The organism is Streptomyces sp. NBC_00572 (genome assembly GCF_026341815.1).
In the GTDB taxonomy this organism is placed as follows: Bacteria; Actinomycetota; Actinomycetes; order Streptomycetales; family Streptomycetaceae; genus Streptomyces.
The window spans coordinates 2,974,565-2,998,131 of sequence record NZ_JAPENX010000001.1 but is presented as its reverse complement, the minus strand read 5'-3'; the positions used below and the strand labels follow the sequence as shown (position 1 = coordinate 2,998,131).

Annotated in this window: 24 protein-coding genes and 1 tRNA gene; 14 read left to right on the top strand and 11 right to left on the bottom strand. The window is 71.1% G+C overall.

All coding sequences use genetic code 11. The annotated features are described in order from the left end of the window. Positions 1–79 precede the first annotated feature (79 nt). A complete protein-coding gene (locus tag OG514_RS13780; RefSeq protein WP_266894360.1) occupies positions 80–1,633 on the top strand; it encodes a M28 family metallopeptidase in 1,554 nt (517 codons plus the stop codon). A gap of 14 nt (positions 1,634–1,647) precedes the next feature. Here the strand turns inward: OG514_RS13780 and OG514_RS13775 are convergent, their stop codons facing one another. After that, positions 1,648–3,264, bottom strand: coding sequence for a helicase HerA-like domain-containing protein (locus OG514_RS13775; protein ID WP_266894358.1), 1,617 nt, complete (start codon positions 3,262–3,264; stop codon positions 1,648–1,650). Positions 3,265–3,361: 97 nt separating this feature from the next. On the opposite strand from OG514_RS13775, the gene OG514_RS13770 reads away from it, so the two are divergent. Both OG514_RS13770 and OG514_RS13765 read left to right on the top strand, forming a co-directional pair. Then, on the top strand, positions 3,362–3,658 hold the full coding sequence (locus OG514_RS13770) for a type II toxin-antitoxin system VapB family antitoxin (protein WP_015034993.1): 297 nt from the start codon (positions 3,362–3,364) through the stop codon (positions 3,656–3,658). Between the two features lie 117 nt (positions 3,659–3,775). Further along, positions 3,776–4,405 carry a LytR C-terminal domain-containing protein gene (locus OG514_RS13765; protein ID WP_266894355.1) on the top strand — a complete coding sequence of 210 codons (630 nt, stop codon included), beginning with the start codon at positions 3,776–3,778 and terminating at the stop codon, positions 4,403–4,405. A gap of 88 nt (positions 4,406–4,493) precedes the next feature. On the opposite strand, the gene upp is transcribed toward OG514_RS13765, so the two are convergent. Then, entirely contained in the window at positions 4,494–5,129 is a 636-nt protein-coding gene (upp, locus tag OG514_RS13760) for a uracil phosphoribosyltransferase (RefSeq protein ID WP_266894353.1), read from the bottom strand. A 92-nt stretch (positions 5,130–5,221) separates the two neighbouring features. Between upp and OG514_RS13755 the strand changes: the two genes are divergently transcribed. The 8 genes from OG514_RS13755 to OG514_RS13720 all read left to right on the top strand — a co-directional run bounded on the left by OG514_RS13755 (position 5,222) and on the right by OG514_RS13720 (position 10,052). Continuing rightward, the gene (locus OG514_RS13755; protein WP_266894351.1) at positions 5,222–5,431 is read left to right on the top strand and encodes a hypothetical protein; all 210 of its coding nucleotides are present in this window, start codon (positions 5,222–5,224) and stop codon (positions 5,429–5,431) included. A 282-nt stretch (positions 5,432–5,713) separates the two neighbouring features. Next, positions 5,714–6,250, top strand: a complete 537-nt coding sequence (locus OG514_RS13750) for a hypothetical protein (protein ID WP_266894349.1) — start codon at positions 5,714–5,716, stop codon at positions 6,248–6,250. 62 nt (positions 6,251–6,312) lie between these two features. Then, positions 6,313–6,741 (top strand): tRNA adenosine(34) deaminase TadA, encoded by a 429-nt coding sequence (gene tadA, locus OG514_RS13745; protein WP_323181540.1) that lies wholly within the window; start codon positions 6,313–6,315, stop codon positions 6,739–6,741. A gap of 67 nt (positions 6,742–6,808) precedes the next feature. Further along, positions 6,809–6,893: transfer RNA gene (locus OG514_RS13740), tRNA-Ser, on the top strand. Positions 6,894–7,352: 459 nt separating this feature from the next. Next, on the top strand, positions 7,353–7,517 hold the full coding sequence (locus OG514_RS13735; protein WP_015034987.1) for a hypothetical protein: 165 nt from the start codon (positions 7,353–7,355) through the stop codon (positions 7,515–7,517). Between the two features lie 10 nt (positions 7,518–7,527). Next, positions 7,528–7,821 carry a Dabb family protein gene (locus OG514_RS13730; protein WP_055599441.1) on the top strand — a complete coding sequence of 98 codons (294 nt, stop codon included), beginning with the start codon at positions 7,528–7,530 and terminating at the stop codon, positions 7,819–7,821. Between the two features lie 244 nt (positions 7,822–8,065). Further along, positions 8,066–8,911, top strand: coding sequence for an RNA polymerase sigma factor SigF (locus OG514_RS13725; RefSeq protein WP_266894342.1), 846 nt, complete (start codon positions 8,066–8,068; stop codon positions 8,909–8,911). Positions 8,912–9,146: 235 nt separating this feature from the next. Further along, positions 9,147–10,052, top strand: a complete 906-nt coding sequence (locus OG514_RS13720) for an RNA polymerase sigma factor SigF (protein ID WP_266894340.1) — start codon at positions 9,147–9,149, stop codon at positions 10,050–10,052. Here OG514_RS13720 and OG514_RS13715 read toward each other — a convergent pair. Together OG514_RS13715 and OG514_RS13710 are read right to left on the bottom strand one after the other, a co-directional pair. After that, the gene (locus tag OG514_RS13715) at positions 10,039–10,899 is read right to left on the bottom strand and encodes a hypothetical protein (protein ID WP_266894338.1); all 861 of its coding nucleotides are present in this window, start codon (positions 10,897–10,899) and stop codon (positions 10,039–10,041) included. The two genes, OG514_RS13720 and OG514_RS13715, sit on opposite strands and share 14 nt — an antisense overlap. 14 nt (positions 10,900–10,913) lie before the next feature. After that, entirely contained in the window at positions 10,914–11,852 is a 939-nt protein-coding gene (locus OG514_RS13710; protein WP_266894336.1) for an oxidoreductase, read from the bottom strand. Between the two features lie 100 nt (positions 11,853–11,952). On the opposite strand from OG514_RS13710, the gene OG514_RS13705 reads away from it, so the two are divergent. Then, positions 11,953–12,585 carry a TetR family transcriptional regulator gene (locus tag OG514_RS13705; protein WP_266894334.1) on the top strand — a complete coding sequence of 211 codons (633 nt, stop codon included), beginning with the start codon at positions 11,953–11,955 and terminating at the stop codon, positions 12,583–12,585. Positions 12,586–12,657: 72 nt separating this feature from the next. On the opposite strand, the gene OG514_RS13700 is transcribed toward OG514_RS13705, so the two are convergent. Continuing rightward, a complete protein-coding gene (locus OG514_RS13700) occupies positions 12,658–12,891 on the bottom strand; it encodes a hypothetical protein (protein WP_266894332.1) in 234 nt (77 codons plus the stop codon). Between the two features lie 214 nt (positions 12,892–13,105). Between OG514_RS13700 and OG514_RS13695 the strand changes: the two genes are divergently transcribed. Together OG514_RS13695 and OG514_RS13690 are read left to right on the top strand one after the other, a co-directional pair. After that, positions 13,106–13,549 (top strand): MarR family winged helix-turn-helix transcriptional regulator, encoded by a 444-nt coding sequence (locus OG514_RS13695; protein WP_266894330.1) that lies wholly within the window; start codon positions 13,106–13,108, stop codon positions 13,547–13,549. A 15-nt stretch (positions 13,550–13,564) separates the two neighbouring features. After that, complete coding sequence (locus OG514_RS13690) at positions 13,565–15,184, top strand: MDR family MFS transporter (protein WP_323181539.1); 1,620 nt, start codon at positions 13,565–13,567, stop codon at positions 15,182–15,184. A gap of 84 nt (positions 15,185–15,268) precedes the next feature. Here the strand turns inward: OG514_RS13690 and OG514_RS13685 are convergent, their stop codons facing one another. The 6 genes from OG514_RS13685 to OG514_RS13660 form a co-directional block, all read right to left on the bottom strand. Next, the gene (locus OG514_RS13685) at positions 15,269–16,069 is read right to left on the bottom strand and encodes a TetR/AcrR family transcriptional regulator (protein WP_266894328.1); all 801 of its coding nucleotides are present in this window, start codon (positions 16,067–16,069) and stop codon (positions 15,269–15,271) included. Between the two features lie 35 nt (positions 16,070–16,104). Then, entirely contained in the window at positions 16,105–17,631 is a 1,527-nt protein-coding gene (locus tag OG514_RS13680; RefSeq protein ID WP_266894326.1) for an MFS transporter, read from the bottom strand. 79 nt (positions 17,632–17,710) lie between these two features. After that, entirely contained in the window at positions 17,711–19,936 is a 2,226-nt protein-coding gene (locus tag OG514_RS13675; RefSeq protein ID WP_266894324.1) for a glycosyltransferase family 39 protein, read from the bottom strand. Next, positions 19,933–21,216, bottom strand: coding sequence for a bifunctional glycosyltransferase family 2/GtrA family protein (locus OG514_RS13670; protein WP_266894322.1), 1,284 nt, complete (start codon positions 21,214–21,216; stop codon positions 19,933–19,935). The genes OG514_RS13675 and OG514_RS13670 overlap by 4 nt, the downstream gene beginning before the upstream one ends. Before the next feature lie 26 nt (positions 21,217–21,242). Continuing rightward, positions 21,243–22,817, bottom strand: coding sequence for a cell wall metabolism sensor histidine kinase WalK (locus OG514_RS13665; RefSeq protein WP_266894320.1), 1,575 nt, complete (start codon positions 22,815–22,817; stop codon positions 21,243–21,245). 6 nt (positions 22,818–22,823) lie between these two features. Then, positions 22,824–23,567 (bottom strand): response regulator transcription factor, encoded by a 744-nt coding sequence (locus OG514_RS13660; RefSeq protein ID WP_323181536.1) that lies wholly within the window; start codon positions 23,565–23,567, stop codon positions 22,824–22,826.

Here is a 23,567-nt window from a genome sequence, read left to right as displayed (position 1 = left end):
ATTGTGGAGAAGGTGTTCACAGAACGCCCTGCTGATCGCTAACTTCCCCTCAACCTCGTCCGTAACGGGAAGGACTTCTGTGAACGCTACCCAGCGCCGAGCCGCGGCCATTCTGGCCGCCGCCGCCCTCGCCACCCCGCTGGTCCTTGCCTCCCCCGCCACCGCGGTGAAGGACCCCACGGCCGCACCCGCCCGCGATGCCGCCCAACTGGCGAAGAAGCTGGTCCGCGAAACCACTGGCCAGGACGCCTACAAGCACCTGCAGAAGTTCCAGGCGATAGCCGACTCGGCCGGCGGTCACCGCGCCGCCGGCACGCTCGGACACGACGCCTCGGCCGCGTACGTGTACCAGCAGCTCAAGAAGGCCGGCTACGACGTCTCGTACGAGCAGTTCGACTTCATCTACACCGAGACGCTCGCCGAGAAGGTCTCCGTCGTCTCGCCCGCGCCCCGCGCCCTCGACGTCAAGGCGATGACGTACACCACGTCCACCCCGGTCGGCGGCATCAAGGCCGACCTGGCCGCCGTGACCGTCGACGCCGACGGGACCACCGGCTGCGAGCCCGGCGACTACGCCTCGGGCACCTTCACCGGAAAGATCGCGCTCATCAAGCGCGGCGGCTGCTCCTTCGCGATCAAGCAGCAGCAGGCCGCCGCGGCCGGCGCCGCCGGCGCGATCATCTACAACAACGTCGCGGGCGTCCTCTCCGGCACCCTCGGCGAGCCCGCCGCGGGCAAGATCCCGACCGGTGGCCTCACCCAGGCCGAGGGCGAGCAGCTCGCCGCGGACCTCGCCAAGGGCGCGGTCAACCTCTCCTTCGAGATCCGCCAGCTCCAGCAGAAGCGCATCACCAACAACGTCATCGCGGAGACCAAGGGCGGCAACGCCGCCAACACCGTGATGCTCGGCTCGCACCTCGACTCCGTCACCGCAGGCCCCGGCATCAACGACAACGGCTCCGGCTCCGCCGGTCTCCTCCAGACCGCCCTGGAGCTCGCCAAGTCGAAGGACAAGGTCCGCAACAAGGTCCGCTTCGCCTGGTGGTCCGCGGAGGAGAACGGCCTCCTCGGCTCCGACCACTACGTCAAGAACCTCACCGCGCTCGACAAGAGCGAGATCAAGCTCTACCTCAACTTCGACATGATCGCCTCGCCGAACTACGGCCTGTTCGTCTACGACGGCGACAACTCGGACAACGTCGGCGAGGGCGCGGGCCCCGCGGGCTCCGCCCAGCTGGAGCGGGACATCACCGACTTCATGGGCAAGCGCGGGCTCCCGCACGAGGGCACCGACTTCTCCGGCCGCTCCGACTACGGCCCGTTCATCAAGGTCGGCATCCCCTCCGGCGGCACCTTCACCGGCGCCGAGGGCATCAAGACCGCGGCCCAGGCGGCCAAGTTCGGCGGCACGGCGGGCGTCGCGTACGACGTGAACTACCACGCCAAGGGCGACGACCTGAAGAACGTCAACATGAAGGCCTTCGACGCCAACATCAAGGTCATCGCCAACGCCGTGGGCACGTACGCCCACGACATCTCCTCCCTGCGCAAGCCGGTCGTCTCCACCCCGACCACGGGCGGCGAGGGCAGTGGCGGCGGCCTGCACAGCGACCACGACGAGGTCACCCAGTAGCCCTGTCGGGCCCGTTACCGCTTACGGCGGGCAGTACCGAAGATCGACCGGCTGATCTCCCGGCCCAGCTGGGTGCCGATCGACCGCGCCAGGGACTTGAACATCCCACTGCCCACCACCTGTTCGGCGAGCGAGGGCTCCGGCTTCGGAGCCCTCGCCGCACCCTCCTTCTGCGCCTTCTCGGCGTCCTTCGCCGCCGCCGCCTCCAGGGCCGCCGCCTCCGCCGCCCGCTGCTCGGCCGTCAGCTTCTCGTACGCCGACTCGCGGTCCACCGCCTCCGCGTACCGCCCGTACAGCGGCGAGCCCTTCACCGCCGCGTCCAGGGCCGCCGCGTCGATCGGGCCCATCAGCGACTCCGGCGCCCGCAGCCGGGTCGCCGCCACCGGAGTCGGGGCGCCCTTCTCGCTCAGTACGGTGATCACCGCCTCGCCCGTACCGAGCCCCGTGAGGACCTCCTCCAGGTCGTACGGCGAGTTCGGGAACGTCCGCACCGTCGCCTTGAGGGCCTTCGCGTCGTCCGGGGTGAAGGCCCGCAGCGCGTGCTGCACCCGGTTGCCGAGCTGGGCGAGCACGTCCGAGGGCACGTCCTTCGGCGTCTGCGTCACGAAGAACACGCCGATCCCCTTCGAACGGATCAGCCGCACCGTCTGGGTGATCGACTCCAGGAACGGCTTCGACGCCCCCTTGAACAGCAGATGCGCCTCGTCGAAGAAGAAGACCAGCTTCGGTTTCTCCAGATCACCGACCTCCGGAAGGTCGTTGAAGAGGTCCGCCAGCATCCACATCAGGAACGTCGAGAAGAGCTGCGGCTTGTCCTGTACGGCCGGCAGCTCCAGGACCGAGACGATCCCCCGTCCGTCCGCCGCCGTCCGCAGGAACTCGGAGGTGTCGAACTCCGGCTCCCCGAAGAAGTTCCCCGCGCCCTGCTGCTCGAAGGCCGTGATCGACCGCAGGATCACCCCGGCCGTCACCGTCGAGAGACCGCCGATCCCCTTGAGCTCGGCCTTCCCGACGTCCGAGACCAGGAACGCCACCACCGCCCGCAGATCCTTCAGGTCCACCAGCTCCAGGCCCTTGGAGTCGGCGTAATGGAAGATCAGGCCGAGGGACTGCTCCTGCGTCTGGTTGAGCTGGAGCACCTTCGACAGGAGTACGGGGCCGAAACTGGTCACCGTGGCGCGCACCGGGATGCCGGGGCCGGTCCCGCCGAGCCCGTAGAACTCGCAGGGGAAGCCCGTCGCCCGCCACTCCTGGCCGACCTGGGCGGCCCGCTCCCGGACCTTCTCGCCGTCCTCGCCGGGGGCCGCGACGCCTGAGACGTCGCCCTTGATGTCGGCGAGGAAGACCGGCACGCCGTTCGCCGAGAGCTGCTCGGCGATCAGCTGCAGGGTCTTCGTCTTGCCGGTGCCGGTCGCGCCGGCGACCAGACCGTGCCGGTTGAGCACGGGCAGCGGGATCCGGATCGGCGCGTCCGGGTGACAGGCACCGTCCCAGAGCAGAGCCCCCAGATCGAGTGCCGCGCCCTCGAAGGCGTACCCGGCGGCGATCTCGGCGGCGGGCCCGGCCGGTGCGGCGGCAGGGGCCTCCTGGGCTCCTCCGGCAGCGGCCGGTGGCTGCTCGCTCACGCTCATCACGGCACCCCAATTCCGGTTTTGTCACGGTTTGCACCAGCATCCCACTGCCCGTGCATGGCTGCGCCGGTAGCCGCTCGCCCGGTAGGCTTTCCGTGTGATCTTCAAGCGCATCGGAAACGGAAAGCCGTATCCCGACCACGGCCGGGAAAGCACCCGGCAGTGGGCGGACGTCGCCCCGCGCCCGGTCCGCCTCGATCAGCTGGTCACCACCAAGGGCCAGCTGGACCTGGAGACGCTGCTCGCCGAGGACTCCACGTTCTACGGCGACCTCTTCGCGCACGTCGTGAAGTGGCAGGGCGATCTCTACCTCGAGGACGGACTGCACCGCGCCGTCCGCGCGGCGCTCCAGCAGCGCCAGGTGCTGCACGCCCGCGTCCTGGAAATGGACTGAGACGGCGCCGACCGGCCCCGTACTCGCTGACCCTTTCGGGGTCAGTTCGCCCCCATCCGGACGCGATCACATGATCATCAAGTAGGCATCGCCGACGGGCGGCATTACGCTGCGTTCATGAGCATGCTCACTCCCCCCGGAATGGGCGGAAAGTACCGCATCACAGGGGACACCTACCCCCGCATGCGCCGCCCGCGGCGCCGTCGCAGGATCGTCCTCGCGGCCGCGGCCGCCGTGGTCGTGCTCGGCGCCGCCGGCTGGGGCACGCTCCAGCTCGTCGACGTCTTCTCGGGCGACGAGGGCAAGAAGGCGACGGCCGGCAAACAGGCCGACTGCAAACCCGTCGCCAAGGCGACGACCCCGCCCGCGGCCGCCTTCCCCAAGCCCGCCCAGATCACGGTCAACGTCTACAACGCGACCCCGCGCAGCGGGCTCGCCAAGACGACCGCGGACGAGCTCAAGAAACGCGGCTTCAAGATCGGCAAGGTGGGGAACGCGCCCACCGCCTACGACAAGAAGGTCCCCGGCGCCGGCCTGCTGCTCGGCGCCACGACCGCCACCAAGGGCGCCTTCCCGGTCCTCGGCACCCAGCTCGCGGGCGCCACGACCAAGACGGACACCCGGGGCACCGCGGACGTGGACCTGATCATCGGGACCGCCTTCAAGAACCTGTCCCCGAAAACGACGGCGGACGCGGCCCTGGTCGCCCTGACCAAACCCGCGCCCGTACCGACCGGAAAGTGCTGAAGAGTCGGCTGAGGCCTTGACCCAGGCCTCAGCCGAGGCCTTACTCGGCGGAGCCGACGGCCTGCTATTCGGCGGAGCCGACAGCCTGCTATTCGGCGGAGCCGTACATGCGGTCGCCCGCGTCGCCCAGGCCCGGAACGATGTAGCCGTTCTCGTTGAGACGCTCGTCGACCGAGGCCGTGACGACGGTGACGGGGGTGCCCGCGAGCTCGCGCTCCATGACCTCGACGCCCTCCGGGGCGGCGAGGAGCACGACCGCGGTCACATCGTCGGCGCCGCGCTTGATCAGCTCCTGGATCGCCGCGACCAGCGTGCCGCCGGTCGCCAGCATCGGGTCCAGGACGTACACCTGGCGGCCCGAGAGGTCCTCCGGCATCCGCGTGGCGTAGGTCGACGCCTCCAGCGTCTCCTCGTTGCGGATCATGCCCAGGAAGCCGACCTCGGCGGTCGGGAGCAGCCGGACCATGCCGTCGAGCATGCCGAGCCCGGCGCGCAGGATCGGGACCACCAGCGGACGCGGGTACGACAGCTTCACGCCGGTCGTGGGCGTCACGGGGGTCTCGATGTCGACCTGCTCGGTCCGGACGTCCCTGGTGGCCTCATAGGCGAGCAGGGTGACCAGCTCGTCGGAGAGCCGACGGAAGGTCGCGGAGTCCGTGCGCTTGTCGCGCAGCGTGGTGAGCTTGTGGGCGACCAGCGGGTGATCGACGACGTGGAGACGCATGACCCAACAGTAGCCCGCCGCGCACTGGCGTCGACCCGCGCCACTGGGGGAAGGTGGGGACACGGGGACCCGGCGATGGGGTGGAGTGGCCCATGCCCGACCTGGAAGAACCGGCCGAGGGCGCCGCCGAGCGGGCGGCCCGGAAGCCGGCGCAGGAGACGGACGCGGAGCGCCGCAGGCGCCGCGCCCAGTTCCTCCGCGAACTGGGCGAGGCCAAGGCGCTGCGTGAGCGCGTACAGCCGAGACGCGCCCGGGCGGCCCGGATGCGCCAGGCCATGCGGATGCGGACCTTCCGCTGGTGAGGGCCTCACCCGGCGCGTGCCCCAGCCCGCCCCCGGCCCGTACGGCGCGCCCAGGCCCGTTCCCGGCCCGCCCGGCGTGTCCCCCCGGCCCGTCCCCTTGTGCGCCCCCTGCGTGCGCCGGGGTCGCACGCCCGCCCGATCGCGGGGTCGTTCAGACTGATGCACGACGCAAGAGCCGAAGACCTCTCCTGTCGGCGTCGTTTCTGTCACGATGCCGATTGGGCGGGGCATCAGGACCGCGCCGCCGGATCGTCACACCTCTGATCAGTGGGAGAGAGTCAGGTGTACTTCGCCGCACTGCTCGCGCGCACCGAAGACGGGTGGGAAGCGAGCGACACGGAGCTCGACGACGTGGAGACCCTGTCGGATCTGACCGAGCTCGCCCGCGAGGCCTCGGACGACGACACGGTGATCGTCTTCATCGAGCAGGAGGACGCGTGGTTCGGGATCGTTCGGATCGAGGGTGAGGAAGACCCTCGCATCTACGTCTCGGACGGCGCCGCCGCCGCCCGTTCCTCGTACGGGGAGATCCTCACCCGGGAGATCCTCGGCGACGACCTGGACGACATCGTCGACGAGCTCGAGTCGCTGGACCTGGACGGTACCGAGGACGGGGAGCCGCTCGACGGCGACTCGGACGAGGACGACGAGGAGACGGGCGTCGCCGCCGAGGCCGTGCCCGCCGCTCCGGTCGGCGACCGGCTGATCCTGGCGGACCTCGGCATGCCGCCGGCCGATCTGCTGGCGCTCGACAGCGACGCGCTCGCGGAGATCGCGGACGCGCTGGGGGCCGCCGAGGTCCTGGAGGCCGTCCGCTAGTGGCACGCGCTGTACCTGTCGTACCTGCGCCCGACCCCGTTCGGGACCCCTGGCGGGACGCCATGCGCCTCGCTCTCGCCGAGGCCGACGCGGCCGTGCCGGCCGGTGACGTACCGGTCGGCGCGGTCGTGCTCGGCCCCGACGGCACCGTGATCGCCCGCGGGCACAACGAGCGGGAGGCGACCGGTGACCCCACCGCGCACGCCGAGGTGCTCGCCCTGCGCCGGGCGGCCGCGGCGACCGGCGAGTGGCGCCTGACGGGCTGCACGCTCGTCGTGACCCTGGAGCCGTGCGTGATGTGCGCGGGTGCACTCGTCCAGTCGCGGGTCGAGCGGGTGGTGTTCGGCGCACCGGACGAGAAGCTGGGCGCGGCGGGTTCGCTCTGGGACCTCGTACGGGACCGCCGGCTCAACCACCGCCCCGAGGTGGTCCAGGGCGTGCTCGCCGAGGAGTGCGCGGAGCAGCTGACGGCCTTCTTCCGCACCCGCTGACACCCCTCCTGACCTCACGGGGGATACGGATTTCATCGCAGCGCCAGTTTCGGCTAAGCTCTCTCTCGGTAGCGTGTCCGAGCGGCCGAAGGAGCTCGCCTCGAAAGCGAGTGTGGCGCAAGTCACCGAGGGTTCAAATCCCTCCGCTACCGCTTCGATCGAAGGGCCCGGTGCATTGCACCGGGCCCTTCGGCGTATCCCCTCACCACCCCTGTGCGCGTGCCGGAAAGGCCCCGGCGCGCTCGGGGCGCGGCCGGGGCCTTCTTCCGTGGGGACGGGAGCCAGGATGTGGAGCCAGGACGGGAAGCTAGGACGGGGGGAGCGGCATCGGGGGGACAAGCCGCTCCCCCCGATGAGAACCGGTCCTCCAAGCCCTGCGCCGCAGTCAGGGGGGAAGCTTGCGGCGCGGACCCCGCAGTGCGGGCCGGTTCCAGGAGCCCTTCGGATTCCTGCCAGATCCTCCGGGCTCGACATCCATCCTGCTCGCCCGTCACTCTTCCGGGGGGCGGCAAAAGGCCTCGATCACCGGGCCCTTGGTCCATAAAGCCTCGGTTAGAGTGGCGCGGTCGTACGGCGGGGGAACAGGCGGGGGAACAGGGGAGGACTGGGCAATGGTGCAAGCGAAGAAGGTCGCGCTGTACGCGGTCGTGGTCTTTGTGCTGTACACGATCGTCACGTCCCCGGCCCGGGCGGCCGATCTGGTGCAGGTAGGGTTCGAGGGCATTTCCAGCGCCGCCCAGGGTGTCGGCGAGTTCATGACCGAACTCATCAACTAGGAGCCCTTTCGTGATCCGCCATCTGGTCCTCTTCAAGCTCAACGACGGTGTCGCGCGCGACGAGCCGCGTGTCGTCGCCGGTGTCGAGGCGTTCCGCGCGCTCGGCGACCAGATCCCGGAGCTCCGCTTCTGGGAGTGCGACTGGAACATCACGGACCGGCCGATCGCGTACGACTTCGCCATCAACTCGGCCGTCGAGGACACGGACGCGCTCCAGCGCTACCTGGACCACCCCGCGCACCAGGCGGGTGTCGCCCAGTGGCGCGAGTTCGCCACCTGGGTGATCGCGGACTACGCGTTCTAGTCCGTTCCGCGCCGGGGATCGACCAGATGCCCCTCAGGCCCTCCACCGTCGGGGTGGGGGGCCTTTTTCGTCGGCGATTCCGCGCGTGACCTCCCCTTTTTCCGCCAACATGCCCTCAACACGTGGCTATGCGGTGCTTGCACACAGTGGACATGTCTTGTGATGCTATGACCGCTTTTGACGGATGAGTTGACCGTAGTTGACCCAGTCGACCAGCAAGACCAGCCAAAGGGGTGGCGTGAACGTGCCGGCCAGTACAGCACCTCAAGTCCCGCCCCAGCACGAGGCAGGCGGCGCGGAGACCCCTCGCACCCGGCCCCAGAGCACCCGTGGCGCCGACACCCGCGCCCTCACCCAGGTGCTCTTCGGGCAGCTCAAGAACCTGGAACCGGGCACTCCGGAGCACCACCGGGTGCGCGGGGCCCTCATCGAGGCCAACCTCCCCCTCGTGCGGTACGCGGCGGCCCGCTTCCGCTCCCGCAACGAGCCGATGGAGGACGTCGTCCAGGTCGGCACCATCGGCCTCATCAACGCCATCGACCGCTTCGACCCCGACCGTGGCGTCCAGTTCCCGACCTTCGCCATGCCGACGGTCGTCGGCGAGATCAAGCGGTACTTCCGCGACAACGTCCGCACCGTGCACGTGCCGCGCCGGCTGCACGAGCTGTGGGTCCAGGTGAACGGCGCCACCGAGGACCTGACGACCGCTCACGGCCGCTCCCCCACGACCGCCGAGATCGCCGAGCGGCTCCGGATCGGCGAGGACGAGGTGCTCGCCTGCATCGAGGCCGGACGCTCGTACCACGCGACCTCCCTGGAGGCCGCACAGGAGGGCGACGGGCTGCCCGGACTGCTCGACCGGCTCGGCTACGAGGACCCCGCCCTGGCCGGCGTCGAACACCGCGACCTCGTCCGGCATCTGCTCGTACAACTGCCCGAGCGCGAGCAGCGGATCCTCATGCTGCGCTACTACAGCAACTTGACCCAGTCTCAGATCAGCCAGGAACTCGGCGTCTCCCAGATGCATGTGTCAAGACTCCTCGCCCGCAGCTTCGCGCGTTTGAGATCCGCAAACAGAATCGAGGCGTAACCGGAACGGGTAGACCGGTTCGGAGCAGTTCCGCGGCGCCCCAAATGCCGTACACCCCTTGTTTCCTGCGGATATACACCCTCGCCTTGTCGACAAGTCACTACAGCGTGTTGCCGACATGTGACATTCTGCTGGAACCGAGTTTGCCGCAGCCCCGCCGCCGGTATTCAGGTGGTGGCTGCGTTCCTCAGATGGTCGCGGCCACCGCGACCGTCCGCGACCTCAAGGGGGTGGCATGTCCACAGAACTGGGCAGCTCGAAGGTGCTCACGCTCACGCCCGTTCCCGTGCCCGCGCAGACGACGGCGCCGACCGCGACCGACAGCACGGAGGCCTCGCCTCCGCCGATGGTCGTCACGTCGGGAGCCCTCGACACCCGCACCCTCTCGCGCTCCCTCTTCCTCCGGCTGCGCGCCCTCGACGACCAGGGCGCCGCCACGGACAGCCCGGAGCGGACCTACGTCCGCGACACCCTGATCGAGCTCAACCTCCCCCTCGTGCGGTACGCGGCGGCCCGCTTCCGCTCCCGCAACGAGCCGATGGAGGACATCGTCCAGGTCGGCACCATCGGCCTCATCAAGGCGATCGACCGCTTCGACTGCGAACGGGGCGTGGAGTTCCCGACGTTCGCGATGCCGACGGTCGTCGGCGAGATCAAGCGCTTCTTCCGCGACACCTCGTGGTCCGTGCGCGTCCCGCGCCGGCTCCAGGAGCTGCGCCTCGCCCTCACCAAGGCCAGCGACGAGCTCGCCCAGAAGCTCGACCGCTCCCCGACCGTGCCCGAACTCGCCGCCGTACTCGGGGTGTCGGAGGAGGACGTCGTCGACGGCCTCGCCGTGGGCAACGCGTACACCGCCTCCTCGCTCGACTCCCCCTCGCCCGAGGACGACGGCGGCGAGGGCTCGCTCGCCGACCGCCTCGGCTACGAGGACACGGCCCTCGAAGGCGTCGAGTACCGCGAGTCGCTCAAGCCGCTGCTCGCCAAACTCCCGCCCCGTGAGCGGCAGATCATCATGCTGCGCTTCTTCGCCAACATGACCCAGTCGCAGATCGGCGAGGAGGTCGGCATCTCCCAGATGCACGTCTCCCGGCTGCTCACCCGCACCCTCGCCCAGCTGCGCGAGGGCCTCATCGCGGACTGAGTTCCCCGAAGGGCTCCCTTACTGACGGATCGTCAGCCAGACTGGCGGTCATGAGGCGAAGGAAGCCGGGACTCGTGGCGGTGGCGCTCTGCCTCGGCGGGGCGCTGACCGCCTGTGGCGGTGGAGGAGACGGCGAGGGGTACGCGGCGGTGGGCGCCGGCCCCTCCCCGGGCGGTGCGGGCACGCCCTCGGGCGCGGTCACGCTCGTCCCCCTGGACGGCCCCACGACGCGCGGGGACACGTCCAGCACGTCGTCGCCCTCGCCGGACCCGGACCCGTCGCCCGTGGTGCCGCCGGTGGGTGGGGACACCGCGCCCCCGGGCACACCCGGGTCTTCCGGTGCGGACGCGAGTACGGGGGCGGGCGCAGGGGCCGGCACGGGTACGGGGTCGAGTGCGGCCCCGACGACCGCACCGGGCGGCTCCGGCGGTACGCCCCCGGGTCCCGGCGCCGGCACCCCTCCCCGTACGCCCTCCGCACCGCCCTCCGAGCCCGCGCCCGGCACCGGTACCGGCACGCCGGCGCCCACCACCCCCACCCCGGTCCCCACGCCCAAGCCCACGCCCGGGCCCGCCGTGGTCACCGTCTCCGCGCCCGTCCTCGCCGACGGGGACCGGCGCTGGTGCGAGAAGGTGACCGTCACCTTCTCGAACAGCGGGGGTACGGCGGCCCGTTCGGGCACGGTCACCTTCGCCACCCATGTCATCGGCGCCCTCGGCGTCGACTGGGCGACGCTCATCTCCACCCAGCCGCTGCCGGCGCCGATCGCCGCCGGGACGGCGCGGACGGAGACGTACACCGTGTGCGTGGACTCCTGGCGGGTGCCGCTGGGGATGCGGATCGACACCCGGAAGGTCTCCGCTAGCTGGCAGTGACGGGGAAGCGCACCCCCGTGAGGTCCTCCGAGACGTCCCACAGTCTGCGGCCCGTCCCGGCGTCGGCCGCCGCGTCGGAGAGGCGTACCCGGGTCGGTGCGCCGCGCAGCTCGGCCATGCCGTCGGGGCCGATGAACTCGCCGCCCGCCAGGCCCGGTTCGGTCGCCGCGTACAGCTGCGGCAGCGCGCCCCGCTCCGGGCTCTGGGCGATGTGCGGGTTGCCGAGGTGAGTGAAGACCCAGCGCAGGAGGCCGGAGGTGTCCCGGATCTGGAGTCGGGTGGCGGTGTAGCCGGGGTGGGCGAGCACTCCGCGGACCGGGCTGCCGGCCCCGGTCAGGCGCCGGTGGAGCTCCTGTCCGAAGACGGCGTTGGCGAACTTCGACTGGTTGTAGAAGGCCATGGGTGCGTACCCGCGCTCACCGGCGAGGTCGTCGAAGCGGAGGCGGCCCTGCCGGTGGTTGATCGAGCTGACCGTGACCACCCGGGGGTCCCGCCCCGCGGCGAGCAGATCGAGCAGCAGCCCGGTGAGCGCGAAGTGGCCGAGGTGGTTGGTGGCGAACTGGAGCTCGTGCCCCTGGGGGCTGAGGGTGCGGGGCGGAGCCATCACGCCCGCGTTGTTGACCAGTACGTCCAGGCGGTCGTGCTCCTCGCGCATCCGGCCCGCGAAGGCGCGGACCGAGTCGAGGTCCGCCAGGTCGAGGGGGCGTACGTCGAGGAGGTCCGGCGCGACTCCGGCCGCCACGAGCTCGTCGGCGGCCCGGCGGCCCTTCTCCTCGTCCCGTACGGCGAGGACCACGCGGCCGCCCCGGCGGGCGAGCTCGCGGGTGGTGGCGAGGCCGAGACCGCTGTTGGCCCCGGTGACGACGAAGCGCCGCCCGGTCTGGTCCGGGATCCGGTCGGCGGTCCAGCTCTGCTTCTTGGTCATGCGACACACGCTGCCGCCTGTGTCACTGAGTGTTAAGCATGCGGCTGAATGCCGTAGAGGGGTCTTGGTGTCATCGAAGGCACCGCGTTACCATTCTCCGGTGAGTAGCCGCCCCGACACCGGCCCCGTCAGCCTGGCCCAGCGCAAACGTCAGCTCGTCGCGACCGAGCTCACCGAGGCGGCCCTCCAACTGCTTGCCCTCAAGGGCTTCGACGCGGTCACCGTCGACGAGATCGCGACCACCGCCGGGGTCTCCAAGCGGACCTTCTTCCGGTACTTCGCGTCCAAGGAGGACGTGGTCGTCCAGTTCCTGGCCGGCATGGGCGCCGACATGCGCGTCGGGCTCGCCGCCCGGCCCGCCGGGGAGCGCCCCTCCGAGGCACTCCTGCACGCCGTCTCCGTACCCCTGAAGACGTGCGGCGACCACGCCGAGCGCGCCCTGCCGGTGGTCCGGCTGATCCTGCGGACCCCCGCACTGCTCGCCCGCCTCCTGGAGCACCAGGCACAGTGGCGCGAGGAACTGACGGAGGAGCTGGCCGTCCGCCTGGGGCGCGATCCCGGGTCCGACCTCTATCCCCGGCTGGCCGCGGGCATGGCACTGGCCGCGTTCGACGCCGTACTGCGCCGGTGGAGCGAGGGGGAGGACGCGGAGAGCGCGGCGGACCCGGCCGCGCTGATCGGGGAGGCCTTCGCGGTCCTCGCGCCCGCGCTGGACTCCGTCACCCCGCGGTAGGAAACGAAAAGGTGGGCCGGGTCCGCGTGGTGCGGATCCGGCCCACCCGGGGCTCGGTGAGGGACGGGTCGGTCAGCCCAGGGCCAGCCACGCGACGGCCGCCAGGACGACGATCACCGCGACCACTCCGACGATCAGGCCGACCTTCGGACCACCCGACGACGTGGCCGCGGCCTGCGGCTGCCGCTGCTGCGGGGCGCCCTCGTCGACGAAGGCGCGGAACATCTGGGTGCTGCCGGCGGGGTCGTTGTAGGAGCCCTCGGGGCCCTGGCCCTGGCCGTACGGTGCTTGGGGGTTGTGTGCCATGGGTCAGGACCCTAGCGAAGTACGGGTGACGGGCCCAAGCCCCGCACCCCCACCTCGGCGGAAGCATCCGCGACCCACACCTCCGCTCCACCTTTGCCGATTCTTTAGCGCCGTTTGACCGATTTAGTTTGCCTGGAGCAACCATCCATCTCTATGGTTGCCCTAAGCAACAACATCTATGGGGTGCCCGATGGACGGCTCGATGGACAGCTCGATGGACCGAGGCAATCGCTACGAGAACCTCGCCCGCCAGGTGAGCGCCATCGGAGCGGTGAAGCGCGGCCTCGCGCGGGTCCTGCCCACCGAGTGCCCCGGCGGATCCGCCATCGTCCTCGCCCTGCTCAACCACCACGGCGACATGCGGATGGGCCGGGTGTCCGAACTGATGGCCGTCGACATGTCGGTCAGCAGCCGCCACGTGGCCCACACCGTGGACCGCGGCTGGGTCGAGCGACTGCCCGATCCCGCCGACAAACGCTCCCGCATCCTGCACCTGACCCGGGCGGGCGAAGACATGCTCGCCGTCCTCGACCGACGGCTGACCGACATGCTCGCCCGCACCCTCGCGGAGTGGTCCGACGACGACGTCGAACTGCTCACCACCCTGCTCGCCCGCCTCCGCGATTCCTTCGGGGACTGCCGGGCCCACCACGCTTGAGAACGAAGGAACTTGATGGCTACGACCACCACACCAGAGACCGGTGTGAGCGGCGGGAGCGCCAAGCAGGGGGACACCGCCTCCGGCGGCGCCCCGATGACGCACAAGCAGATCATGGAGGCGCTGTCCGGGCTGCTGCTCGGCATGTTCGTCGCCATCCTGTCCTCGACGATCGTCTCCAACGCCCTCCCCCAGATCATCACCGACCTGGGCGGCGGCCAGTCCGCCTACACCTGGGTGGTCACCGCCGCGCTGCTCTCGATGACCGCGACCACCCCGCTCTGGGGCAAGCTCGCGGACCTCTTCTCCAAGAAGCTGCTCGTCCAGATAGCCCTGGTCATCTACGTGGCGGGCTCGGTCGTCGCCGGCCTCTCGCAGAGCACCGGCATGCTCATCGCCTGCCGTGTCGTCCAGGGCATCGGCGTCGGCGGTCTGACCGCCCTCTCCCAGATCATCCTGGCCGCGATGATCGCCCCGCGTGAGCGCGGCCGGTACAGCGGCTACCTCGGCGCGACCTTCGCCGTCGCCACCGTCGGCGGCCCGCTCCTCGGCGGCGTCATCACCGACACCGACTGGCTCGGCTGGCGCTGGTGCTTCTACGTGGGCGTGCCCTTCGCGATCATCGCGCTGATCGTCCTGCAGAAGACCCTCAAGCTCCCCGTCGTGAAGCGCAAGGTCAAGGTCGACTGGGCCGGCGCCTTCTTCATCAGCGCCGCCGTCTCCCTGCTCCTCATCTGGGTCACCTTCGCGGGCGACAAGTACGACTGGATGTCCTGGCAGACGGCCGCGATGGTGCTCGGCGCGATCGCGCTCGGCGGGATCTTCCTGCTCGTCGAGTCGAAGGCGAGCGAGCCGATCATCCCGCTCCGCCTCTTCCGCAACCGCACGATCACCCTCGCCTCGCTCGCCTCGCTCTTCGTGGGTGTCGCGATGTTCGCCGGCACGGTCTTCTTCAGCCAGTACTTCCAGCTGGCGCGCAACGAGTCGCCGACGATGTCCGGCGTCCTCACCATCCCGATGATCGCGGGCCTGTTCGTCTCCTCCACCGTCTCCGGTCTGATCATCACCAAGACCGGCAGGTGGAAGGCGTGGCTGGTCAGCGGCGGCGCCCTCGCCGCGGGCGGCCTCGGGCTGCTCGGCACGATCCGCTACGACACGACGTACTGGCACATCGCGCTCTTCATGGCGGTCCTCGGCCTCGGCCTCGGCATGATGATGCAGAACCTGGTGCTCTGCACCCAGAACCAGGTGGCCCCCGCCGACCTCGGCGCCGCCTCCTCCGTCGTCACCTTCTTCCGCTCCCTGGGCGGTGCGATCGGTGTCTCGGCGCTCGGCGCGGTCATGGCCCACCGGGTCACGGACTACGTCAAGGAGGGCCTGACCGAGCTCGGCCCGAAGGCCGCGGCGGCCATGGGCCAGGGCGGCTCGGGCGGCGGGATCCCCGACATGGACAAGCTGCCGGCCCCCATCCGCACGGTCATGGAGAGCGCGTACGGGCACGGCGTCGGCGACGTCTTCCTCTACTCGGCGCCGTTCGCGCTGCTGGCCTTCGTGGTGACGCTGTTCATCAAGGAAGTCGCCCTGAAGAGCAGCTCGGTGAAGGCCGACGAGAAGCCGGTGGCCGCGGAGGCCTAGAAAAGAGACTCCCGGGCGCGCTTCGAGCGGAGGCGCGGCCGGGTCCGGTACGGAGCGGCGGGCAGGGGACGGCCCGCCGCTCCGTCATTTCTCGGTTTCGGGGGCCCTGGCGTCGCGGGCCTCGGTTTCACGGGAAACCATGGTCTCGATGCCGGCCACGAAGACGTCCAGGGCGTAGACGAAGTCACGGTCCCAGATCTCGGTGACGGTGCCGTGCGAGGCCCGCTCGTCGAGGATCTCCGCCATGGGTTCGATGGCGTCCACGAAGCCGGGGTTGTCGCGGAAGGCCTTGACCGACTCCACGTAGAAGTCGTCCTGCGACATCCCGGCCTCCGCCGCACGCCGCCTGAACTGGGACTCGATCGTCCCGTAGCCGTACACGAACTGGAAGACCGCCGAGGTCGCGCTGGGCTGACGGTCGATCGGCAGGCCTGTGCCCGCGATCGTCTCCTGGATCTTGGCGCCGACGGCGATCGCGTGCGGGCCGATGTTCAGGTACTGCCCGGCGCTCGGCGACATCCACGGATGGCGGACCAGCATCCGGCGGTATCCCGTGGCGAGCACCCGGATCCGGTCCTGCCAGCCCGCGGCGGCGTCGATCTCCGCGAGATCGAACTCGCTGTACGCGCTGTCCATGGCGAACTCGATGATGTCGTCCTTGGTGTCCACGTACCAGTACAGGGACATCGCGGTGACGTTCAGCTCGGCCGCGAGCTTGCGCATCGACAGCTTGGCCAGGCCCTCCTCGTCGAGCATCCGGATCGCGGCGGCGACGATCCGGTCCCGGTCGAGACCGGCCGGACCGCCGCCGCTCCGCTGGGTCCGGGTCTCCAGCCAGACGCTGGAACGCGCCGGGTTCTTGGCCCGGTCGGCTGCCTTGACCATCGCGTTCCTCCGTCTGTCAGTGCTCCGTGACCATGCTAGGCAGCGATGGACTGCTCGGATGCCAGGGCCTTCTCCGTGCGCTCGGCCCGCCGGAGCAGGGCCGCCGCGACCAGACCGCCGGCGAAGACCGCGATCGCGCCGACGAGCTGGCTGGTCTGGAGGCCGGAGGCGAAGGCGTCGGAGATCTCCTGGCGCTCGGCATCGCTGCCCGCGGCGGCCAGGGCGGCCGGGAGGGAGGTCGCGGTGACGGCGACGAGCGCGGCGAAGCGGGCGTTGAGGACGGCGCCGAGGACGGCGACACCGAGGCCGTTGCCGAACTCGGCGAGGGTGCCGTTGATCCCGGCGCCCACGCCCGCCTTCTCCGGCGGGATCGAGCTCATGATCGCGTTGGCCATGGCCGGGGAGGAGACGGCGATGCCGCCGCCCATCAGGACCAGGCCGAGGAGCATGCCCGCGTAGCTGCCGTCCGTGCCGCCGCCGAGCAGCGAGATCGAGGTGAGGCCGCCGGCCACCAGGGTCATGCCGAGGACGACGGTGGGCGGGGTACCCAGCTTCATGACGATCTTCGGGCCGATGCCGGTCAGGTTGAGACCGACGATGGTCAGCGCGAGCGGCGCCATCCGCAGACCGGCCTCCAGAGGCTCGTAGCCGAGCACGAACTGCAGGTGCTGGGTGAGCAGGAAGAGCGATCCGCCCATGCCGAAGACGACCAGGATCGAACCGCCGATGGCGCCGATGAACTTCTGGTTCCGGAAGAAGTGCATGTCGAGCATCGGGTACGGGGTGTGCAGCTCCCACAGCGCGAACGCGCCGAGGCCGAGCAGACCGATCACGGCCGGGACCAGCACCTGTGCGGAGACCCAGCCGTGCTCGGGGCCGCTGATGATCGCGTACACGACGGCGGTCATGCCGATGGTGGAGAGCAGCGCGCCGAGCAGGTCGGGGCGCTCGCCCTGCGGGTTCTTGGACTCCGGGACGAGCTTGAGGACGGCGACGAGGGCCACGACCGCGACCGGGATGTTGATCAGGAAGATCATTCCCCACCAGAAGTGGTTGAGGATCACGCCGCCGATCAGCGGGCCGCCGGCGAAGCCGAGCGAGGCGACGGTCGACCAGAGTGCGATGGCCTTGACCCGCTCCGAGTCGTCGAAGATCTGCATGACGACGGCGAGGGTGGTGGTCATCAGGAGCGCGCCGCCGACGCCCATGCCCGCGCGGGCTGCGATCAGCTGGGCGGTGGAGTCGGCGAGGCCGGCGGCGAGCGAGCCGAGGCCGAAGAGCGCGAGGCCGATCGCGAGCAGCTTCTTGCGGCCGTAGCGGTCGGCGGCGTTGCCCGCGCTGAGCAGCAGGCCGGACTGGACGAGCGAGTACGCGTTGATCATCCACTGGATGTCGGTGGTGGTCGCGTGGAGTTCGGAGGTCAGCGACGGGATGGCGACGCTGAGCACGGTGTTGTCGAGCAGCACGGTGAGCTGGGCGAGGCAGATGACGCCGAGGATCAGCCAGCGCTGCGGGTGACCGCCGGTGGCGGTCGGTTCGGTCGCGGCGGTCGTCGCCGTCATGGGCAGGGCTCCTTGTACGGTGTACGGGACTAGGTCTCGTACACCGTACAAGGACTCTCTTACGCTGTATAGCGCTTATCTACTTCTCGGCGGTCAGGTCGTAGAACGTGGCGTTGCCGACCGTGACCTTCTCGAAGGTCTCCGCGACCCAGGTGGAGATCTCCGAGTTGCCGCCGGGGCCACCGCCGCCGCCCATGCGGCCCCCGCCGTCCTCACCGGTGCCGCCGGCGCTGCCGCCGCTCTCACCGCTGCCGATGAAGTAGTGGATCTTCCCCTCGGCGACGTACTGCTTGAACTGCGCGAGGGTCGGGGACGGGTCGCTGCCGTTGAAGCCGCCGATCGCCATCACCGGCTTCTCGGTGGCGAGCTGGTAGCTGGCCGCGTTCTGGGCGCCGACCGTGGCCGCGACCCAGGTGTAGGAGTCGGCGTCCGCGAGGAGCGCGCTCTTCGCCGCCGTACCGACACTGGCGCCGTTGAGCAGGCCGCCCATGCCGCCGCCACCGCCGGGGCCTTCGCCTCGGGTCGTGCCCTGAGGCGGGGTGCCGCCGGGCATCTGGCCCTGGGTCTGGCCCTGAGCCTGGCCCTGAGCCTGGCCCTGGCCGTTGGGCATCTGACTGCCGCCCTGGCCACCCGGCATCTGTCCGCCGCCCTGGCCACCCGGCATCTGACCGCCCTGGCCACCGGGACCACCGGGCATCTGGCCGCCCTGGCCGCCGCCGGGGAACCCCCCGCCCTCCATCATCCGCATGCCGCCACCGCCGCCGGGACCCCGGCCGCCCATCGCGCCGCCGGACGGGCCCGCCGTGACGATCGAGCCCTGGTGTCCGGAGTCCACCGTCGCCAGGGTGTACGCGAAGGGACCCGCGAGTCCCGCCGCCAGGCCGAGGCCCGCGACCCCGAGGCCGAGCCGCCGGTCGATCCGGCCCGCGAAGAGCAGCCCGAGCGCGGCCACCGCGCCCGCGACGAGGACCGTCCAGCGCAGCCACGGCTGCCAGTCCGGCGTCCGCCCGAGCAGGGCCCAGCCCCACCAGGCGGTCACCGCCACCGTCACCGCGAGGGCCGCCGAGGCGAGCAGCCGGGTGCGCTCCTCCCAGAGCACGGCCGCGCCCATGCCGACGAGCGCCGCGAGGTACGGGGCCAGGGCCACCGTGTAGTACTCGTGGAAGATGCCGGCCATGAAGCTGAACACGGCCAGCGTGATCAGCAGCGAACCGCCCCACACCAGGAACGCCGAGCGCGCGGTGTCCGTCCGGGGCGCCCGCCAGGTGACGACGAGCCCCGCGACGAGGAGGACCAGCGCGGCCGGCAGGAGCCAGGAGATCTGGCCGCCGATGGAGTCGTTGAACATCCGGACGATGCCGGTCTCGCCCCACCGGCCGCCACCGCCACCGCCGCCGCCTCCCCCGCCGCCGACGCTGCCGGTCTCGTTGCCGTTGATCCGGCCGAGGCCGTTGTAGCCGAAGGTCAGCTCCAGGAAGCTGTTGTTCTGCGAGCCTCCGACGTACGGGCGGGAGGACGCCGGCCACAGTTCGACCAGGGCCACCCACCAACCCGCCGACACGATCATCGCGAGCCCGGCGAGGGCGAGCCGGCCGATCCGGCGCCCGATACCACCCGGTGCGCACACCCCGTAGACGAGGGCGAGCGGCGGCAGGATCAGGAAGGCCTGCAGGGTCTTCGCGAGGAACGCGAAGCCGAAGGCCACCCCGGCCCACACGAGCCACTTCGCCGCGCCCTTGTCCTGTTCGAGGGCGCGCAGCACGCAGTAGACGGCGACCGTCATGAGCAGGGCGAGCAGCGCGTCCGGGTTGTTGAAGCGGAACATCAGCGCCGCGACGGGCGTGAGCGCCAGGACCACACCGGCGATCAGGCCCGCGCCCGCGCCGAACCGGCGCCGTACGGCCGCGTAGAGCACGGCGACGGTGGCCACGCCCATGAGCACCTCGGGCACGAGGATCTGCCAGGAGCCGAGGCCGAAGAGGCGGACGGAGAGGGCCATCGGCCAGAGGGCGGCCGGCGGCTTGTCGACGGTGATGGCGTTGGCCGCGTCGAGCGAGCCGAAGAAGAAGGCCTTCCAGCTCGCGCCACCCGCCTGGACGGCGGCGGAGTAGAAGGAGTTGGCGTAGCCGGAGGCGCTCAGGTTCCACAGGTAGAGCACGGTGGTCACGGCGAGCAGGCCGAGGAACGCGGGACGGACCCAGGGGGCGTCCTCGGCGCGGCCGCGCCAGAGCCGGGTGAGGGGGCCACCGCGGGACGGCGCGGCATGGGCCGCGCCGGCCGACGCGGCCAGGGAGGTCGAAGTCATCGGTCGTTCCTTGGGTCGTTCCTTGAGGTGGCCCGCTCGGGGAAGACCCAGAGCCGGAAGAGCAGGAAGCGCAGGACGGTCGCGGCGAGGTTGGCGACGACCAGGACGGCGAGCTCGGTGGAGTGCGCCGGATCGCCGGTCGCCGCGCCGAGGGCGGCGAGCGAACCGCTGGTCAGGGCCAGGCCGATGGCGAAGACCACGAGCCCCTGCGCCTGATGGCGGACGGCCCGGTCCCGGCCCCGTACCCCGAAGGTGAGCCGCCGGTTGGCCGCCGTGTTGGCGACGGCGGAGACCAGGAGGGCGGCGGCGTTGGCGAACTGCGGGCCGACGCCGAGCCGGAAGAGCGAGTACAGGGCTATGTAGAACAGCGTGGAGAGGGCCCCGACCACGCAGAAGCCGACCAGCTGACGGGCCAGTCCGCCCGGCACACCGCTGAGTTCACGGTCCCGGGGGTCGTCGCCGAAGGGCCTGGCCAGCCGGTCGAGGGGCAACGAACCCGTCGCGAGGGCCCGCCCGACCCGCCAGACGCCCTTGAGGTCGTCGGTGGCCGTGCTGACGATGTGCACGGTCGAGTCGGGGTCGTCGACCCAGTCGACCGGCACCTCGTGGATCCGCAGCCCGGCGCGCTCGGCGAGGACGAGCAGCTCGGTGTCGAAGAACCAGCCGGTGTCCTCCACCATCGGGAGGAGCCGCTCGGCGACGTCCCGTCGGATCGCCTTGAACCCGCACTGCGCGTCGGAGAACCGGGCGGCCAGCGAGCCGCGCAGGATCAGGTTGTACGCGCGGGAGATGAACTCGCGCTTCGGGCCGCGCACCACCCGCGAGGAGCGGGCGAGCCGGGAGCCGATCGCCAGGTCGGAGTGGCCGGAGATCAGCGGCGCGACCAGCGGGAGCAGGGCGTTCAGGTCGGTGGACAGGTCCACGTCCATATACGCGAGGACGGGCGCGTCCGAGCCCGACCACACCGTCCGCAGCGCCCGGCCACGCCCCTTCTGCTCCAGACGTACGGAGCGCACCTCGGGCACCTCGGCGGCGAGGCCGGCGGCGACGTCGGGGGTGCTGTCGGTGGAGGCGTTGTCGGCGACGGTGATGCGGAAGCCGTACGGGAAGGTCCGGAGGAGGTGTTCGTGGAGCCGGCGGACGCACGGCTCCAGGTCCTTCTCCTCGTTGTAGACGGGGATCACCACGTCCAGGACGGGCCGTCCCGCGATGTTCACCGGCAGGTGTTCCCGGGCGGGGAGGGCCCCGGACGTGGGCCCCGCGATCGTTGGGGTTCGCATGCCACCGACACTCGCCGGGGCCGCTGTCACGGCTGTGTGATGAGCCTGTGGCCTGCCTGTGAGTGGGGCGCGTACGGGTCCGTGCCGGTGCCCGGGACCTGGTCGGCGGGCAGCCGGACGGTGAAGACGGTCCGGCCGGGGGTGCTTTCGACGGTCACTTCCCCGCCGTGGGCGAGCACGACGGCGCGGACGATCGCGAGCCCGAGGCCGGTGGATCCGGCGTTGCGGGAGCGGGAGGCGTCGCCGCGCGCGAACCGCTCGAAGACGGCGGGCAGGAGCGCGGGCGGGATGCCGGGCCCGTTGTCCTCGATCTGGACGGTCATCGCGTCCGCCCCGGTCAGGACCCGCGCGGTGACCTTGGTTCCGGGCGGGGTGTGCGTACGGGCGTTGGCGAGGAGGTTGACGAGCACCTGCTGGAGCCGGGCGCCGTCCGCCCGTACCGGTGTCCCGCCGTCCTCGGGCAGTTCGAGGCTCCAGTGGTGGTCCGGCCCGGCGGCGCGGGCGTCGCTCACGGCGTCCACGACCAGCGGGACGAGATCGGTGGGCTCGTACGAGAGGGGTCGTCCGGCGTCGAGCCGGGCGAGCAGCAGCAGGTCCTCGACCAGGCCCGTCATCCGGGTCGCCTCGGACTCGATCCGGCCGAGGGCGTGCCGGGTGTCGGGGCCGCACTCCTCGCGGCCGCGCCGGGTCAGCTCCGCGTACCCCCGGATCGATGCGAGCGGGGTGCGCAGTTCATGGCTGGCGTCGGCGACGAACTGCCGGACGCGGGTCTCGCTCTGCTGGCGGGCGTCGAGGGCCGAGTGGACGTGGTCGAGCATCCGGTTGATGGCCGCGCCGACCTGGCCGACCTCCGTCCGGGGATCGGCCTCCGTCTCCGGCACCCTCTGGTGGAGCGCCACCTCCCCGCTGTGCAGGGGCAGCCGGGCGACCTGCCGTGCTGTCACAGCGACCCGTCGCAGGGGCCGCAGGGCCACCCGGACGAGCACGGTTCCGGCGAGGGAGGCCGCGAAGAGGCCGGCGCCGGTGACGCTGAGTTCGACGAGGACAAGGGTGGAGAGGGCGTTCTCGACCTCGGTGAGCGGGATGCCGGTGAGGAAGGCGGCGTGGCTGCCCTTCGCGTACTCGACCCGGTAGGAGCCGAGGCCGCCGGGCAGTTCGACGGTGTGCGGCTCGCCGTCACGCGGGACTGCGGCGAGCACGGCCCGCTGGGCCCCGTCGAGTGGCTTCGTGGGGAACCGGCCGCTGCCTGCCTCCTCCGTCGAGTACCCGGCCGAGGAGACCTCCCCCGCAGCGGTCAAGGCGGCGCCGAGGGTCCCTATCGGGGCACCCGGCCCGCCGAGAAAGAAGAGCGGATCCCGGTCCCGGCCCGGATCGGGCTCGACCATCGCGCCGGGAGGCCCGGCGGCCCGGTTGGACAGTCCGCGGACCTGCTTGTCGGCCTGGTCGTACAGGTACGAGCGGAACGCGATCGTGGTGACGGTGCCGATGACGGCCGCGACGACCGCGATCAGCGCGACCGCCGAGACGACGAGACGAGTCCGCAGCGACCACGGCCGCCGTGTCCTCGGAGACCGTGTCCGCTGCCCTGCACCTCGCCACACGAGCCGCTACTCCCCCGGCTTGATGAGGTAGCCGGCCCCGCGCCGGGTGTGGATCATCGGGGCGTGCCCCGCGTCGATCTTCCGCCGGAGGTACGAGATGTAGAGCTCGACGACATTGGCCTGACCGCCGAAGTCGTACGACCAGACCCGGTCGAGGATCTGCGCCTTGCTGAGCACCCGCCGCGGGTTGCGCATGAGATAGCGCAGCAGCTCGAACTCGGTCGCCGTGAGGTGGATGGAGGCCCCGCCCCGGGTGACCTCGTGGCTGTCCTCGTCGAGGGTCAGGTCCCCGACGACGAGCAGCGACTCGCTGCGCGCCACGGCCGCCCCGGACCTGCGGATGAGGCCGCGCAGCCGGGCCACGACCTCCTCCAGGCTGAAGGGCTTGGTGACGTAATCGTCGCCGCCCGCCGTGAGTCCGGCGATCCGGTCCTCGACCGAGTCCTTCGCCGTCAGAAAGAGCACCGGTACGTCCGGCAGCTCGCGCCGGATCCGGCCGAGCAGGCTCAGCCCGTCGACGTCGGGCAGCATGATGTCGAGGATGACGGCGTCGGGCCGGAACTCACGCGCGGAGCGCAGCGCGGCGGCCCCGTCCCCGGCACTTCTGACCTGCCAGCCCTCGTAGCGCAGGGCCATGGAGAGCAGCTCGGCGAGCGAGGCCTCGTCGTCGACGACGAGGACGCGGACGGCGGTTCCGTCGGCACGGAGCATGTCGGCGCGGGTGCCGGTACGGCGTGTGGTGACGGTCAT

What these genes read in the sequence shown, in the direction of transcription:
- OG514_RS13685 (WP_266894328.1), bottom strand. Translation starts at nt 16,069, where the DNA reads ATGGTCAAGGCAGCCGACCGGGCCAAGAACCCGGCGCGTTCCAGCGTC.
- OG514_RS13690 (WP_323181539.1), top strand. Translation starts at nt 13,565, where the DNA reads ATGGCTACGACCACCACACCAGAGACCGGTGTGAGCGGCGGGAGCGCC.
- OG514_RS13735 (WP_015034987.1), top strand. Translation starts at nt 7,353, where the DNA reads ATGGTGCAAGCGAAGAAGGTCGCGCTGTACGCGGTCGTGGTCTTTGTG.
- OG514_RS13710 (WP_266894336.1), bottom strand. Translation starts at nt 11,852, where the DNA reads ATGACCAAGAAGCAGAGCTGGACCGCCGACCGGATCCCGGACCAGACC.
- OG514_RS13720 (WP_266894340.1), top strand. Translation starts at nt 9,147, where the DNA reads ATGTCCACAGAACTGGGCAGCTCGAAGGTGCTCACGCTCACGCCCGTT.
- OG514_RS13765 (WP_266894355.1), top strand. Translation starts at nt 3,776, where the DNA reads ATGAGCATGCTCACTCCCCCCGGAATGGGCGGAAAGTACCGCATCACA.
- OG514_RS13775 (WP_266894358.1), bottom strand. Translation starts at nt 3,264, where the DNA reads ATGAGCGTGAGCGAGCAGCCACCGGCCGCTGCCGGAGGAGCCCAGGAG.
- OG514_RS13695 (WP_266894330.1), top strand. Translation starts at nt 13,106, where the DNA reads ATGGACCGAGGCAATCGCTACGAGAACCTCGCCCGCCAGGTGAGCGCC.
- OG514_RS13660 (WP_323181536.1), bottom strand. Translation starts at nt 23,567, where the DNA reads ATGACCGTCACCACACGCCGTACCGGCACCCGCGCCGACATGCTCCGT.
- OG514_RS13755 (WP_266894351.1), top strand. Translation starts at nt 5,222, where the DNA reads ATGCCCGACCTGGAAGAACCGGCCGAGGGCGCCGCCGAGCGGGCGGCC.
- OG514_RS13670 (WP_266894322.1), bottom strand. Translation starts at nt 21,216, where the DNA reads ATGCGAACCCCAACGATCGCGGGGCCCACGTCCGGGGCCCTCCCCGCC.
- OG514_RS13700 (WP_266894332.1), bottom strand. Translation starts at nt 12,891, where the DNA reads ATGGCACACAACCCCCAAGCACCGTACGGCCAGGGCCAGGGCCCCGAG.
- OG514_RS13675 (WP_266894324.1), bottom strand. Translation starts at nt 19,936, where the DNA reads ATGACTTCGACCTCCCTGGCCGCGTCGGCCGGCGCGGCCCATGCCGCG.
- tadA (WP_323181540.1), top strand. Translation starts at nt 6,313, where the DNA reads ATGCGCCTCGCTCTCGCCGAGGCCGACGCGGCCGTGCCGGCCGGTGAC.
- upp (WP_266894353.1), bottom strand. Translation starts at nt 5,129, where the DNA reads ATGCGTCTCCACGTCGTCGATCACCCGCTGGTCGCCCACAAGCTCACC.
- OG514_RS13680 (WP_266894326.1), bottom strand. Translation starts at nt 17,631, where the DNA reads ATGACGGCGACGACCGCCGCGACCGAACCGACCGCCACCGGCGGTCAC.